The organism is Sodalis sp. (in: enterobacteria), assembly GCF_047607725.1.
Lineage (GTDB): Bacteria > Pseudomonadota > Gammaproteobacteria > Enterobacterales > Enterobacteriaceae > JBLKSS01.
This window is the reverse complement of the sequence record NZ_JBLKSS010000090.1, coordinates 1-14,512: the sequence shown is the minus strand read 5'-3', so window position 1 is coordinate 14,512 and position 14,512 is coordinate 1. Positions and strand designations below refer to the sequence as shown.

The following is a 14,512-nucleotide window of genomic DNA, read 5'->3' as shown; positions in this document are numbered from 1 at the left end:
GATCGGACAGAATCGGAATCGCTGATCGGGCGACCGGAATCAGTGATCGGATGAAATCAGAATCAGTGATCGGGCGTGACCGGAATCAGTGATCGGGTGAAATCGGAATCAGTGATCGGACGTGACCGGAACCAGCACCATTAATGCCTGTTATCCCAGGTCTGGCGGGGGTATGTTTTTTCCATTAGTGCAGAGACCTTATAGGTGATGAGTGATCTGTCGTGCAAAAAAGAAACAAAGCCAATCCAGGGAGGTTTAATTAACCAAGGGTTGACATATCATTAACAAATACAAGGAGGAAACTATGAGCCAACCCCATCGTTACCCGATTCCCGATACCCTGGCGGAACGTACGCTGGTTTCCACAGAGCAGTATCGGAAATTGTATGCGCAGTCCATCAACAATCACGATTCCTTTTGGCGGGAATATGCCCAGATTGTGGAATGGATTACCCCTTTCAGGACGGTGAAAAATACTACCTTCGATCCCGGCCATGTCAATATCCGCTGGTTTGAAGACGGCACATTAAATGTGGCCACCAACTGTCTCGATCGTCATTTGCCAGAACGAGGCGACCAGACCGCCATTATCTGGGAAGGAGATGACGCCTGCCAAAGTAAAACCCTTACTTACCGCGAATTACATCAGGCGGTGTGCCGCTTCGCCAATGTCCTGAAGGCGCAGGGCATCGGCAAAGGAGATGTGGTGGCCCTGTATATGCCCATGGTGCCGGAAGCGGCGGTGGCCATGCTGGCCTGCGCCCGCATTGGCGCCGTGCACTCGGTGATTTTTGCCGGTTTTTCGCCGGAGGCTATCGCCGGTCGCATCATCGACTCCAGCGCCAAACTGGTGGTAACCGCCGACGAGGGGCTGCGCGCCGGGCGGAAGATCCCTTTGAAGAAGAATATCGACGACGCGCTAAATCATCCGGCGGTGAAGAGAGTCAACCGGGTCATCGTGTTCCGCCGTACCGGCAACGCCATTGACTGGCACCCCGGCCGGGATGTGTGGTGGCACGACGCCGTCGACGGCGCTGAGGATGCCTGCCCGCCCGTGGCGATGGGTGCGGAGGATCCGCTGTTCATTCTTTATACCTCCGGCTCCACCGGCACCCCCAAGGGCGTGCTGCACACCACCGGCGGCTATCTGGTCTACGCCGCCACGACCTTCAAATACGTATTCGATTATCACCCCGGCGATATTTACTGGTGTACCGCCGACGTCGGTTGGGTAACCGGCCACAGTTATCTCCTCTATGGCCCGCTGGCCTGTGGCGCCATTACCCTCATGTTCGAGGGCGTACCCAACTGGCCTGACGCCAGCCGTATGGCGCAAGTGGTGGATAAACATCAGGTCAATATCCTCTATACCGCGCCGACCGCTATCCGCGCGCTCATGGCCGAAGGGGACAAGGCGATAGCAGGCACCCGCCGCACGTCGCTGCGGATCATGGGCTCGGTGGGCGAACCCATCAACCCCGAAGCATGGGAGTGGTATTACCATAAAATCGGCAATGGTCGCTGCCCAATTGTCGATACCTGGTGGCAGACGGAAACGGGCGGTTTCATGATCACCCCGCTGCCGGGCGCCATGGCGCTGAAACCCGGCTCGGCGGCGCTGCCTTTTTTCGGCGTGCAGCCCGCGCTGGTGGATAACGCCGGCACGCCGGTGGAGGGCGCCGGCGAAGGCAATCTGGTGATCACCGATTCCTGGCCCGGACAGGCGCGCACGCTGTATGGCGATCACGATCGTTTCGAGCAGACTTATTTTTCCACCTTTAAAGGCATGTATTTCAGCGGTGACGGCGCCCGGCGTGACGAGGAGGGTTATTACTGGATAACCGGTCGCGTGGATGACGTGCTGAACGTTTCCGGCCACCGCCTCGGCACCGCCGAGATCGAATCGGCGCTGGTGGCGCATCCGAAGATTGCCGAAGCGGCGGTGGTGGGGATCCCCCATAACATTAAAGGCCAGGCTATTTACGCCTATATTACGCTCAACGCGGGCGAAACCTCGACGCCGGAATTGTATAACGAGGTCCGCGCCTGGATGCGCAAAGAGATCGGCGCTATCGCCACCCCCGATGTCCTGCACTGGACCGATTCGCTGCCGAAAACTCGCTCCGGCAAAATAATGCGCCGTATCCTGCGCAAAATCGCCGCCGGCGACACCGGCAATCTGGGCGATACCTCCACGCTCGCCGATCCCGGCGTGGTCGAAAAGCTGCTGGAAGAAAAGCAATCTCTGACCTTGCCTTCGTAGTCCTCCGCCACCTTCGGGTGGCTTTTTCTACCGTACCTCTGACCCCACTGGAGAATCCCTGATGAATAAGATCATTTATCAACGGATACAGAGCGATCCGCGTTTTCAAGAGCTGGTGAGTAAGCACCAGCGTTTCGCCCTGTTGCTTGCTCTAATCATGCTGGTGCTGTACTACGGTTTCATTCTGCTTATCGCTTTCACGCCAAACTGGCTGGGAACGCCGCTGCATCCCGGCACCAGCGTGACGCGCGGCATCCCCGCTCGGCATCGGCCTGATTGTGGCCTCCTTTATACTGACCGGTATTTACGTCATTCGCGCCAATGGCGAGTTCGACCGTCTGACCCAACAGCTGTTGCGCGAGGTGCAGTATGACCAATAACTACCGCTGGACCGCGGCGCTGGTCGCCTTTCCGCTGCTGATTCAGGCTGAAACGGTCAATGGTGCGGTTGAGCGCCAACCGCTGAACGTACAGGCCATTATCCTGTTTGTGCTGTTCGTCGCCGCTACGCTGTATATCACCTATTGGGCGTCGAAACGCACCCGTTCGCGCAAAGATTATTATACCGCCGGCGGCAATATCACCGGCTTGCAAAACGGGCTGGCGATCTCCGGCGATTTTATGTCCGCCGCGTCGTTCTTCGGTATCTCGGCCCTGGTCTATGCCTCCGGCTATGACGGGCTGATTTACTCGCTCGGCTTTCTGGTGGGCTGGTCCATCATTTTGTTTCTAATAGCCGAACGGCTACACAACCTGGGGCGCTACACGTTTGCCGATGTCGCGTCATACCGCCTACAGCAGAAACCGATCCGTACGCTTTCTGCCTGCGGCTCGCTGGGGGTGTCGCTGTACGTGATAGCCCAGATGGTGGGCGCCGGCAAACTGATTCAACTGCTTTTCGGCCTCAACTATCATGTCGCCGTGGTGCTGGTGGGCATTTTGATGGTGTTGTATGTCCTGTTCGGCGGCATGCTGGCCACCACCTGGGTACAAATCATCAAGGCGGTGCTGCTGCTGGCAGGCGCCAGCTTTATGGCGCTGATGGTGATGAAAACCGTCGGCTTCAGGTTTAACCGGCTGTTTGCCGATGCCATGGCGGTACACGGTAAGGGCGCGGCTATCATGCGGCCCGGGAGGCTGGTAGCCGATCCGGTCTCGGCGCTCTCGCTCTCGCTGGGGCTGGCGCTGATGTTCGGTACGGCGGGCCTGCCCCATATCCTGATGCGTTTTTTTACCGTCAATGATGCCCGCGAGGCGCGTAAAAGCGTGTTCTACACCACCGGGTTTATGGGCTACTTTTACTTTCTGACGTTTATTATCGGCTTCGACGCGATTTTGTTAGTGGGCGCCAACCCTGCTTTCAAAGACAGCGCCGGCGCGCTGTTCGGCGGTAACAACATGGCGGCGGTCCATCTGGCCAATGCGGTAGGCGGCAATTTCTTCCTTGGCTTTATCTCGGCGGTGGTGGCGGGATTGACGCTGGGCGGCGCTGCGGCGGTTTCCCACGATCTGTACGCCAGCGTGATCAAAGCGGGAAACGCAACGGGACGCGACGAGCTGCGGGTGTCGAAAATTACCGTCGTGGTGCTGGGTTTTGTGGCTATCGGTCTCGGTATTCTGTTTGAAAACTAGAATATCGCCTTCATGGTGGGCCTGGCGTTTTCCATTACCGCCAGCTGTAATTTCCCCATCATTTTGCTGTCGATGTATTGGCGCCGGCTGACCACGCGCGGCGCGATGGTCGGCGGCTGGCTGGGGCTGATTACCGCGGTGGTGCTGATGATTATCGGTCCGACCATCTGGGTACAGGTGTTGGGGCACGCCAAGCCGATTTATCTTTATGAATATCCCGCGCTATTCTCAATGCTGGTGGCATTTATCGGGACTTGGCTGTTTTCCATTACCGATCATTCGGCGCAGGGAGCGAGGGAACGCGAGCTGTTTATGCCGCAATTCATCCGTTCGCAGACCGGTATCGGTATTTCAACCGGCGCGGACCATTAACTTCCCGCTCCGTTGCGCGCGCCTTCTCTGGCCCGCCGCAGAGGGGCGCGGCCCGGGTTAAGGGCCACTATCACATGATATGGCCAATTAATGGCGCCAGCAGCACCGTCACCACCCCCGCCAGCAGCATCACCAGACTGGACACCACCCCTTCCCGTTGCCCCATTTCATAAACGCGGGCGGTACCTGCGCCGTGGGAGGAAGCGCCCAATCCCGCCCCGCGCGCCACGCCGGCACGCACCGACAGACGCAAAAACAATATATCGCCAACCGCCATGCCGAACACGCCGGTAATCACCACGAACAGCGTGACCAAATCCGGCTGGCCACCCACCTGTTCCGCCGCCGCCAGCGCAAAGGGGGTGGTGATTGAACGCACTGACAGGCTGCACTGTACCACTTCCGGCAGCGCCAGCAGCCGCGCCAGCCACACTGAGCTGCCCACCGCCACCACGGTAGAGGTGATGACCCCGGCGCTCAAGGAAAGCCAATGCCGGCGGATGATGGCCATATTTTCATAAACCGGTACCGCGAAAGCAATGGTGGCCGGCCCCAGCAGCCATAATAGCCAGCGAGCCTCGCCCATGTAGTGCTGGTAAGATATATGGGTTAGGACCAGCAATAATACCAGCACCGCCGGCGTAAAAATCAGCGGCATCAGCGGCAGATGATGGAAACGGCGATAAAGATGCTTGTTAAAAAAATAGAGCAGCAGCATGACCAGCAGACACAGCGCCCCCAGCATAAAATCACTGCTCATGTCGTTTCCTGCGCGCCAGCCAGAGTTCAAAACGATAGACCCGGTCCACCTCCAACGCGGTGATCCCCAGTACCAAGGCGGTACTCACAGTGATCACCAGAAAGATTCGCCATCCCTCCACGCGCAGCAGCTGAGTGTAATTCACCACCGCCACGACCGCCGGCACGAAGAACAACAGCATTTCCGTCAGCAGCCAGCGGGCGCCGTCGCGCACCCAACGCAGGGGAAGGATGCGCAATAAAATAAGCGCCAGCAGCAAGAACATGCCGCCGATATTGGCCGGCAATGGCAAATGCAAGCGCAGCACCAGCTGCTGCGCCAGCGCAAATAACCCGACGTACAGCGCCATCTGCAACGGCACCTGCACTCGAACCCAACGCGGCGGCATAACGAGGCGCCCGGTCAGCGGCATAGCGATACCCTTATTAATGTGAGATTGATCACAGTATAGGCGGCTAGTAAATATTGCTGAAAATGAATTAATATCATAGAAATTATGCCCTCCAGGAATAGTGAATGGACATCCGAACGCTGCGCTATTTTGTCGAGGTGATCCGGCAACAAAGCTTTACCCGGGCGGCCGCCAAGCTCTACGTGACCCAGCCCACTATCAGCAAAATGCTCAAACATCTTGAGGAGGAGCTGGATTGCCAGCTGATCGTTCGTGAAGGAGACGTGCTCAAGATGACCGATAGCGGCCGGGCGGTCTATCAGCGCGGCTTGGCGATCCTTGATGAATTCTGGCAACTAAAGGCGGAACTCGAGGATATTACAGCCCTGCGCAAAGGCCGGCTACGGTTGGGGGATCCCGCCGATGGTGGGGACGCAAATGGCGGAGCTTATCGGCGATTTCCGTCAGCGCTATCCGGGCATCGAACTGGAGATAGCCGAATTTGGCGGCGTCACCATGCAGCAGGCGGTGCTGGCTGGAGGGCTGGATCTGGCACTGACCGCCTTGACCGCCGAAGTCGACCCCGACCTCGCGGCGCTGCCGCTGTTCGTGCGCGGTAGTGCCGCGGCGCGCGCCCTGGCTGACGCAGCGGGAAGTGCCCTTTACGCTACTGGGCGAGTGGCCGGTATTAATTTATAACGAAGACTTTTCGCTCTACCGGCAATTGCTCGACGCTTTCGATGCGGCCGGGATTGAGCCGCAAATTGCGGTACGCAGCGGCCAGTGGGATTTTCTGGCGGCGATGGTAGAAGCCGGCATCGGATTAGCGGTGCTGCAGGAACCCCTCTGCCGGCGGTTGGATAGTCAACGTCTGCTCTGGCTGCCGCTAATGCCGCAAATGCTGTGGCAACTCGGGCTTATCTGGCGTCAGAACAGCTATCTATCCCATGGCGCGCAGGCGTGGATTGTCGCCTGCTGCGAACGCTGGCTCCCCGGCGAGCGGCTGAGGGGGACGCAGCAAGCACCCCGCTAGCCGCGCGGCCCAGCGGGCGGCTAGCGCGTGAGGGCGCAGGGAGCGGCGGCCCGACGGCGCGCCTTATTCGTGCTCGACCAGCAGCGCTTCCAGCAGATCCAAATCGTGCAGTAACTTCATCAGCGTTTCATTGCTGATTTTTTGCTGCGCGCGTAAATGATAATATTCACCGCACTCGGCGCGCAGCGCATTTAGCCGCATGCGCCGCTCCAGCTTTTCAATCAGCAGCGCGCTATCCGCGTCGTCATTACCGTCAATCCGGCGGCGTAGATTGCCGATAACCCGGGCGCTGACTTCATTTAGGATCTGAGTGTCGATATTCTCTTCCTGGCTATTGGCCAGCCGCTCTTCCATTTTATGCAGGCTTTCAATAGCCACTTCCGCCGCCGCCGCGCGCGCCATGCGCTCTTCCTGGCGGTGCTGCGCCTTGTCGGACACCTGAATACCGCGCAACAACAGCGGCAGAACAATCACGCCGCAGATTAGGGAAAACAGGATCACGCCGGTAGCGATAAACACCAGCTGATAGCGCGAGGGAAACGCTGAGCCGTCACTGAGCAGAAGGGGTATCGACAGCACACCCGCAAGCGTGATGGCGCCGCGCACGCCGGCGAAAGAGGCTATCAGAATCTCGCGGGTGCTATAGTCGCCGAACACCATCGGCCGCTTGGTCATAAAGCGCAAACTGATGCGTTTCATCAGCCACAGCCAGCCGAAACGTAGCACCATCAGCGCGGCGTAGATAAGAATCACATCGGTAAACAGCATCCAGGTTTGGATGGTGGGATCCAGTTCAGCCTGGGTAATAGATGTCTCAAGAATGTCGGGCAGCTGTAGCCCCAACATAATAAACACCATGCCGTTGAACACAAACTCCAGCATCGCCCAGACGCTATTGCCGCGCAGGCGCATCGCCAGCGGCGCGTTGCGGATAATGCCCGATTGGCCGATGGTCATGCCCGACGCCACCGCGGCCAGGATGCCGGAAACGCCGATATGTTCGGCAATCAGATAGGCGGCGAACGGCAGCAACAGCAACAGCACCGTCTGCGTCGCGGCGGCGTCGCCGCTCCAGCGGGTGATAAGCCGCAGGGACTTGCTGTACCCCCACGTCACCGCCACGCCGGCCAGCAGACCGCCTGCCGCCACTTTGACAAACTCAAGCGAAGCGCCGCCACCAGCGGGATGCCCGGCACCATCCAGTAAATCAGATAACCGATTCCCACCACCGTGATAATGACCAATACCAGCGCCAGCGCCACTATCTCGCCGCCGTGACGCAAAAATTCGCGCGGCGGCGTCTTCCAGCCGTCGGAAAACAGCAGCGGCGGGATGAACAGCACCAGGAAAAGCTCCGGATTAAAATCGACGTGCAGGCCGAATTTGGGCCAGGCAAGCAGCGCGCCGAGCGCGATTTGCATCAAGGGCAGCGGAATTTGAAACGGTAGGATACGTGTCACTACCCCGGATAGGGACACGATAAGGGTGAGGATAAGAATCGTAAAAAAGATTTCCATGCTTTCCTTAGTTTCTAACTTTTGCGGCAATGTACAGGACGCGCGAGAAAATCTCTCCGCAAACGCGAACCCCGATGATAGTAGATCATTTTCCCGGCAGTTAAAAAGCCGTTATCAACTATCGGCCGGCGTAACGAAATTTTTAACCGGGTGGGGCGACGGGCGCTGCGCCGCCGCCGGTAGGGCAAAAAAAACGCACCGGCTTGCCGGTGCGTCTATACCACAGGGCGGCAAGCGCCAGCCGCGTGGTGCTTAGAAGTCCACGGTCATGGAGAGTTTCAGCGAGCGCGGATCACCCTGGGTCAGGTAGCCATTGCTGGCTGAGGCCCAGTAATTTTCGTTGGTGACGTTTTCCACGTTGGCGCGCCAGACGATATTGTTTTTCGGCAGTTGCATGTCGTAACGCACGCCTAAATCCAGGCGGGTCCAGCCGCTGGCTTTCAGGTCGTTGGCTTCATCAATATATTGCGAACCGGAACGTATTACACGGCCGGTGGCGGTGACGCCGCTAAGCCCCGGCAGATCCCATTCGCCACCCAGCACGAATTGATAGCACGGTACGCCGATGGCGTCGTTGCCATCGTTGGCGCCGTCCTGGGTTTTGGTCAACTCCGGATCCATCCAGGTGGCGCTGCCGTTCAGGCGCACGCCGACCACCGGCTCGCCGAACAGATTCAGCTCAATACCGCGGTTGCGCTCTTCGGCGTAGTTGCCGTATTCATATTGTGCGTTGCCGTTGCTGGTCCCCAGATAGCGATAGGCCGCCACCGGCTTTTTGATTTCAAATATCGCCAGCGAGCCGGCGACACAGCCGTAATCCGCTTTCACCCCCACTTCGTTTTGCTTCGAGGTTTCGATGCCGGTGACCTGGCCGCCGTTGACCACGGTGCCGGTATTATAAGTACTGCCGGCGGTTTCACCGGCCTGCAGCGCTTCGATATAGTTAGCATACAGAGAGATGTGCTCCCAGGGTTTCACTACCAGGCCAAAGGCCGGCGTTACCTTGGTGCGCTCGAATTTGTCCGACTGCTCGCCGGTGTAGGCGTAATTAGTGACATTCACGCTCTGACGACGCAGGCCGGCAATCACTTTCAGCCGATCGTCGAGCATCGACAACGTATCCGATAGGCTTACGCCGCTGTTATAGACCCGATTGGTGACGCCAGGATCGCCCATCTTACCACCCGCATAAGTGGCATCAGTGGGTTCATCGGCATAAGTTGGATCGTAGATATTGCTGGCAATACTTTGGGCTGATATCTGATAGGCCGTACGCACACGGGTATAGCTGCTGGAGTAACCCAGATTGACGTTATGATTGATAAAACCGGTGTCAAACTTCCCGCGTATGCCCGCCTGACTGGAGAAGCTGTCGGAGAAATAGGGTACTCGCATCTGACCCATGGTGGCGTCGCCGCTGTCATTATAAGAAGTAGGCGCTGAGTAAGAGCCGTACTCATGGGTATGATTGCCGCCGACCGCACCATAGACCGTCCAGTCGTTGGTCAGATCATATTCGCCACGCAGCGCGCCAAATTGGCTTTCAGTGTTGGTAAAGGCCCACTTCTGACCGTAGTTGGTGGTGGCGGAGGGCGCCTTGAGGCTCTTATCCATACCGGAGGTGTACACTACCAAACGGGCGCCGTGAACCGTTTGTTTTTCGGCGCCCGCATCCAGCGAGGCGCGGAAACGGTCACCGCGGTAATCCAGGCCGATGGTGCCCAGCGTCAGACGACGTTTCTGCTCGTCCACCTCCGTCTCGCCTTCACGATGCACGCCGCTGACCCGCACGCCCCATTGATTGTTATCGCCAAAGCGGCGCGCGACGTCAAAGGCGCCGCCAACCTGAGATTTAGAGGTATAGTCGACGGAAACGTGGTTCAGAGGCTCGTTGCAGGCGCGTTTCGGTTCGATGTTAACGGTGCCCCCCACCCCGGTACCGCCCGGGGGGAACGCCGTTCAGGAACGCACTGGAGCCTTTGAGCAATTCGACGCGTTCCGCCAGCTCGGTGGCGACAAATTGGCGCAGCAGCACGCCATAGAGACCGCAATAGGAGATATCTTCACTCGCCAGCTCAAACCCACGCACCTTGAATACTTCCTGAGTACTACCGTAGCCATAATAAGTCTGCACGGAGGCATCATTGCGCACGACGTCACTGATAGAGCGGGTCTGCTGATCCTGCATCAGCTTAGAGGTATAGCCGACCACGTTAAACGGCACATCTTGTGTCGACTGTTCGCCCAACAGCCCCAACCGGCCGCCGTTGGCGATCTGGCCATCCAAATAGGCCGGTACCAGCCGATCGCCGCCAGGGGTAAAGCCGTTGTCCGGTTTTGCTACAACGGTAATGGTTTCCGTGCCGTTACCGGTCGTAGCAGTGGGCGCACCGCCGCCGGTTGCTGCCGGGGCCGCGGTAGCGGAGGTCGTCGCTGCCGTGGATGTCGCTGGGGTGGTGACGGCAAAGGCCGGTACGGCTAATGAGCCGCAGCTGGCGCTAATCAATAACGCCAACAGACACGGCGAAGAAATCTTCGCCGCAGGAAAAGCGAGACGCGCGCTGTACATATACTTTTTACCCGGTTAAATGTGAATGATAATAATTATTATAATAGTTAGTAATTATGTAAATTCAGGTCAATTTTGCAAGAGCTTATTAACTATTTTTAATGAAAAGTTTTATTAGGGGGAAAGAGGGGGGTTAAGAAAGCGTAAAGAGGGCCTGAGCAGGCGCGTGCCGTTATAGCGTGGCTGCCGGGTATGAACAGTGATCAGGACAAACACGTTCCTGTAATGTTCAAGAACACCCGTGTTTTGAACACGGCAAACGCAAGAAGATTAAAGGTGCATAGGCGCATGGAGTGATTGGCGCTGGCGTGTGCCTACAAATATCGGGGCGGGCGCGTTTTAATTACGCCGAGCGCAGGCCCATGATGATCAAAGGAAGACAGGTATTGTTCAAAGGCGAGCGCGAGCATAGGCATGACGGCGCGGTGGACCTCTCTCCGGCCTAGCCGGTGGGATAGCAAACATCATTGCCCCGCGGTCGGGCCGGCTGACATAGGTGGAGCGACGGCCCGGACGGCGCATTGCCTGAGCCGCTTTCACCGGGTGCCGTCTCCTTACCCGCTGCCCGCTGCGCTTCCTTCACCATCGCCAGGGCCTCCGGCTCCGCGGCAACATAATACCGTCAGTAGCCGCCCCGCCCTCGGCGCTTGGCGCCCCTGCGCTCCCGGCTGGGCCGCAACGGGTTAAAGGTACATTCCGCCGGCCGCCTCAACGCGCTGAGCGGTCATCCAGTGGCAATTATCGCTCAGCAGCGCCACGACCGCCGCGCCGATATCATCCGGCAGCCCCACCCGTCCCAAGACGGTATTCTCGGTGATGACCTGATTCACCTGCTTATTGTCCCGCACCGTGCCGCCGGCGAAATCCGACTCGATCGCGCCAGGCGCGAGAATATTAACCCGTATCCCGCGGCTGCCCAGCTCTTTGGCTTGATAACGGGTCAATACTTCCATCGCCCCTTTTGTCGCGGCATAGGCGGCAAAGCCGGGTGTAGTGAAGCGCGTAAGCCCGCTCGACATATTTAAAATACTGCCGCCGTCGGCCAGCAGCGGCAGTAATGCCTGGGTTAGGAAGAACGGGCCTTTGAAATTGATACGCATCAATTGGTCGAACTGCGCTTTGTCGGTCGCGTCAAACTCGGCATGAATGCCAATCCCGACATTGTTCACCAAATGGTGAAACTGCGTTTGGCTAAACTTATCCTTCAGTACCCGCTGCAGATCGCTGACGAAACCGGCAAAACGGCTACTCTCCCCGGTATCAAGCTGCAACATGGCCGCCCGGGCCCCGCTCCATTCAATTTCTTTTACCAGCGCCTGCGCTTCCTCTTCCCGGGAGTGATAAGTGCCAATAATATCGAAACCGGCAACGGCAAGATGAATAGCTGCGTTGTAGCCCAATCCGCGGCTGGCGCCGGTGATTAATGCAATGGGACGACTCATAGCAAAACTCCTATGGCTTGCGATCGAATAATCCTGCGCCGGTTGACGCAGAACAGCGACTGTATTACTAAGAATATTGACCGGAGCGAAAGAGATAAAGAGCGTTAATCCGGAAATACTGTTCAATAAAAACTAACAATCAAGGAAGCGATGATGAACAAACTGGCGCTACTGCAAAGCTTTGTGCGGGTTGTCGAGCTGGCAAGTTTTACCCAGGCGGGCAACAGTCTCGGTCTGCCTAAATCTACCATGTCCGAACACATTCAGACACTCGAGAGCGTGATGGGCGCCCGATTACTGCATCGCACCATCCGCCGGGTGACGCCGACGCAGGACGGCCTGGTTCTGTATGAACGCGCGCGGGAAGTGCTCGCCTCGATGGATGAACTGGACGGCTTGTTCCGCCAGCAGGGACCGGGGCTGGCCGGCAGGCTACGCGTCGACATGCCCACGGCCTTTGCCCGGCTGGAGGTTTTTCCTCGGCTAGGGGAGTTTTTGCAGGCGTATCCGGCTATCCAAGTGGAAATAAGTTGCACCGCCAGACGGGTGGATGTGGTGCGCGAAGGTTTCGATTGCGTGGTGCGCATCGGCCAGTTAGACGACGCCAACCTGGTAGCGCGACGCCTGGGAAAACTGCGCATGGTCAATTGCGCCAGTCCGGCCTACTTGCAGGCACACGGCATACCCGACACCCCCGCCGACCTGGACCATCATGTATTGATAGATTACGTCCAAGTTTTGGGGTCGCAATCGGAGGGATTTGTCTATCAGCAACAGGGCCGGATAGTTAGCCGCCAAATGCCCGCCCGGGTCACGGTGAATAATGCCGATGCCTATGAAGCGGCCTGCCTGCACGGACTGGGAATTATCCAGGTCCCCGTCGCCCGGTATGTTGACCTTTTCACCACCGGTCAACTGGTGGAAATTTTACCCGATTACCTGCCGCCGCCCATGGATATCACGCTACTTTATGCCCACCGTCGCCATCTCCCCCCGCGGGTAAAGGTGTTTATGGATTGGCTGGCGGGCCTGATTACCCCAGGGGTATCCCCTGGTTGAACCGGCACGTCGATAGGACCGCCAGTGCCACGGCTGCAACCCGCCGTTCGTGGATACTCCGCCAGGCGCGCCGGGCTAAATTAAACGCACCGACCCACGCCGCCTAAATCCACGTCGTTTCAGGCCGGCCTTGTCACGCCAAACCGCCTAACGCCTTGATGCCTTGATGCCTTGATGCCTTGATGCAGATTAATTGCGGCTTAGGTAATCCGCCAGGAAATATTGCGGACTCAGTTGCGCTGACAGCGCAGCATCATAGGCGACCGGATAAGCCTTTGTCTCACCGGGCAAGGTGAGGCGTCCCGAGCCGTCTTTAGCGATGGTGAGCGTGACAAAGCGTTTGCCCTGCACATTGAGCCAATAAAGGCTCTCCGCGGCGGTTTTTTTTACTTCCAGCTTTGGATCTTGCCCTCCCAGGCGTGCTTGCTGCCACTGAACTGCACCAGCGCTTCGCTTACCCGGGTGGGGCCTAACGCAGTACCAATACATCGATTCCGTCGGGGCCGGTATAGACATTGACCTCATCCACCACCTCCTGGCACACCGGCATATCCATCGGCGCGGCGGCGGTATCTGTCGTTTGCGTGACGCCGGCGATGTCAGCCTGCTCGGACGCGGCAACGGAGGACGCCTCTCCCGCAGCGGTCATTCCACCCTGCGAATCAATGGCTGACTGGGCGCCGTCCTGCAATGCCAGCGTTAATACTATCAATGGCCAAAAGGGCCCGATACGTGATTCCATAACGATCCAGAAGATAAAGTTAACGGCCAACGCGGCGGCCTGCTTAGGCAGAGCGCGCCTTTACTGCCGCACAAAAAATCCCGGCGGCGGCGCTATGGAAATAACCTCACGGCCGGTGATGAAGCTCTAGTATGACGCAGGATGGTCAGAGACGACAGCCAGCATAACGCCGCATAGCGTAACCGGATAGACGAGTGCTTTAATAAAGGTTGCGCCCTCATCCCGCCAGGCAATCCATCGTTATTGACCAAGGCGTGAAACGAGCGCCAGGCCGCCGTTACGTCCCTGCGATGTTAAAGCACATTATTCGCTAAGCGTGCGCAAAAAAGTTGTTTTTTTCAATGCGAAGCCTGGTTAGGGTGATCCCTTTTACAGGGGATGTGCTCCATGTTGTTATCGGCTTATCTACGCTTTAAATCCTGCTGGCGGGCCACATGCAGATTCCGACGTATCCGATCATCTGTTCCGGCGACATCCGATCAGTTATTCCGATATTTTTCGATCACCCATTCCAGTGATATTCGATCACATGTTCGCTCATCTTCTGACTCGATTTTAGTCTATTTTTCCTGTGCTGGCTACTCCTTGCTCGTTGCGTAGTGATTCGCCTTTAAGTTCCAGTCGATAGCTGGGGTGTACTAGCCGATCGAGTAACGCGTCAGCTGTCGTGGGGTTTTCTATCAGTCCATACCATTTTTTTACCGGCAGTTGACTGATCAGGATGCTGCTGCT

Annotated in this window: 10 protein-coding genes and 4 pseudogenes; 5 read left to right on the top strand and 9 right to left on the bottom strand. The window is 57.6% G+C overall.

Annotation, left to right across the window (positions count from 1 at the left end):
• Positions 1-304: 304 nt before the first annotated feature.
• From acs to ACMX3H_RS08895, 3 genes and pseudogenes are all read left to right on the top strand, one after another.
• The gene (acs, locus tag ACMX3H_RS08905; RefSeq protein WP_415210555.1) at positions 305-2,263 is read left to right on the top strand and encodes an acetate--CoA ligase; all 1,959 of its coding nucleotides are present in this window, start codon (positions 305-307) and stop codon (positions 2,261-2,263) included.
• A gap of 61 nt (positions 2,264-2,324) precedes the next feature.
• A pseudogene (locus tag ACMX3H_RS08900) lies at positions 2,325-2,643 on the top strand (DUF485 domain-containing protein).
• Positions 2,633-4,267, top strand: a pseudogene (locus ACMX3H_RS08895) (cation acetate symporter). Before ACMX3H_RS08900 ends, ACMX3H_RS08895 begins: the two co-directional pseudogenes overlap by 11 nt.
• Positions 4,268-4,337: 70 nt before the next feature.
• Here ACMX3H_RS08895 and ACMX3H_RS08890 read toward each other — a convergent pair.
• Both ACMX3H_RS08890 and ACMX3H_RS08885 read right to left on the bottom strand, forming a co-directional pair.
• Positions 4,338-5,027 (bottom strand): LrgB family protein, encoded by a 690-nt coding sequence (locus tag ACMX3H_RS08890; protein ID WP_415210554.1) that lies wholly within the window; start codon positions 5,025-5,027, stop codon positions 4,338-4,340.
• On the bottom strand, positions 5,017-5,439 hold the full coding sequence (locus tag ACMX3H_RS08885; protein WP_415210553.1) for a CidA/LrgA family protein: 423 nt from the start codon (positions 5,437-5,439) through the stop codon (positions 5,017-5,019). Before ACMX3H_RS08885 ends, ACMX3H_RS08890 begins: the two co-directional genes overlap by 11 nt.
• Before the next feature lie 104 nt (positions 5,440-5,543).
• Between ACMX3H_RS08885 and ACMX3H_RS08880 the strand changes: the two are divergent.
• Positions 5,544-6,451, top strand: a pseudogene (locus ACMX3H_RS08880) (LysR substrate-binding domain-containing protein).
• Between the two features lie 63 nt (positions 6,452-6,514).
• Here ACMX3H_RS08880 and ACMX3H_RS08875 read toward each other — a convergent pair.
• From ACMX3H_RS08875 to ACMX3H_RS08860, 4 genes and pseudogenes are all read right to left on the bottom strand, one after another.
• A pseudogene (locus ACMX3H_RS08875) lies at positions 6,515-7,968 on the bottom strand (Na+/H+ antiporter).
• Positions 7,969-8,220: 252 nt separating this feature from the next.
• Positions 8,221-9,900, bottom strand: a complete 1,680-nt coding sequence (locus ACMX3H_RS08870) for a TonB-dependent receptor (protein ID WP_415210552.1) — start codon at positions 9,898-9,900, stop codon at positions 8,221-8,223.
• Positions 9,884-10,537, bottom strand: coding sequence for a TonB-dependent receptor plug domain-containing protein (locus tag ACMX3H_RS08865; protein WP_415210551.1), 654 nt, complete (start codon positions 10,535-10,537; stop codon positions 9,884-9,886). The genes ACMX3H_RS08870 and ACMX3H_RS08865 overlap by 17 nt, the downstream gene beginning before the upstream one ends.
• Positions 10,538-11,220: 683 nt before the next feature.
• On the bottom strand, positions 11,221-11,979 hold the full coding sequence (locus ACMX3H_RS08860) for an SDR family NAD(P)-dependent oxidoreductase (protein ID WP_415210550.1): 759 nt from the start codon (positions 11,977-11,979) through the stop codon (positions 11,221-11,223).
• Between the two features lie 153 nt (positions 11,980-12,132).
• Between ACMX3H_RS08860 and ACMX3H_RS08855 the strand changes: the two genes are divergently transcribed.
• Entirely contained in the window at positions 12,133-13,038 is a 906-nt protein-coding gene (locus ACMX3H_RS08855) for a LysR family transcriptional regulator (RefSeq protein ID WP_415210557.1), read from the top strand.
• Between the two features lie 189 nt (positions 13,039-13,227).
• On the opposite strand, the gene ACMX3H_RS08850 is transcribed toward ACMX3H_RS08855, so the two are convergent.
• From ACMX3H_RS08850 to ACMX3H_RS08840, 3 genes are all read right to left on the bottom strand, one after another.
• Positions 13,228-13,527, bottom strand: coding sequence for a hypothetical protein (locus ACMX3H_RS08850; RefSeq protein ID WP_415210549.1), 300 nt, complete (start codon positions 13,525-13,527; stop codon positions 13,228-13,230).
• The gene (locus ACMX3H_RS08845; protein WP_415210548.1) at positions 13,508-13,780 is read right to left on the bottom strand and encodes a hypothetical protein; all 273 of its coding nucleotides are present in this window, start codon (positions 13,778-13,780) and stop codon (positions 13,508-13,510) included. The genes ACMX3H_RS08850 and ACMX3H_RS08845 overlap by 20 nt, the downstream gene beginning before the upstream one ends.
• Positions 13,781-14,335: 555 nt before the next feature.
• A partial coding sequence (locus tag ACMX3H_RS08840; protein WP_415210556.1) for an ATP-binding protein occupies positions 14,336-14,512 on the bottom strand: 177 nt, incomplete at its 5' end.

Excerpts from the sequence above, each read along its gene's own strand:
- acs (WP_415210555.1), top strand. The coding sequence starts at position 305 with ATGAGCCAACCCCATCGTTACCCGATTCCCGATACCCTGGCGGAACGT.
- ACMX3H_RS08890 (WP_415210554.1), bottom strand. The coding sequence starts at position 5,027 with ATGAGCAGTGATTTTATGCTGGGGGCGCTGTGTCTGCTGGTCATGCTG.
- ACMX3H_RS08885 (WP_415210553.1), bottom strand. The coding sequence starts at position 5,439 with ATGCCGCTGACCGGGCGCCTCGTTATGCCGCCGCGTTGGGTTCGAGTG.
- ACMX3H_RS08865 (WP_415210551.1), bottom strand. The coding sequence starts at position 10,537 with ATGTACAGCGCGCGTCTCGCTTTTCCTGCGGCGAAGATTTCTTCGCCG.
- ACMX3H_RS08860 (WP_415210550.1), bottom strand. The coding sequence starts at position 11,979 with ATGAGTCGTCCCATTGCATTAATCACCGGCGCCAGCCGCGGATTGGGC.
- ACMX3H_RS08855 (WP_415210557.1), top strand. The coding sequence starts at position 12,133 with ATGAACAAACTGGCGCTACTGCAAAGCTTTGTGCGGGTTGTCGAGCTG.
- ACMX3H_RS08850 (WP_415210549.1), bottom strand. The coding sequence starts at position 13,527 with ATGTATTGGTACTGCGTTAGGCCCCACCCGGGTAAGCGAAGCGCTGGT.
- ACMX3H_RS08845 (WP_415210548.1), bottom strand. The coding sequence starts at position 13,780 with ATGGAATCACGTATCGGGCCCTTTTGGCCATTGATAGTATTAACGCTG.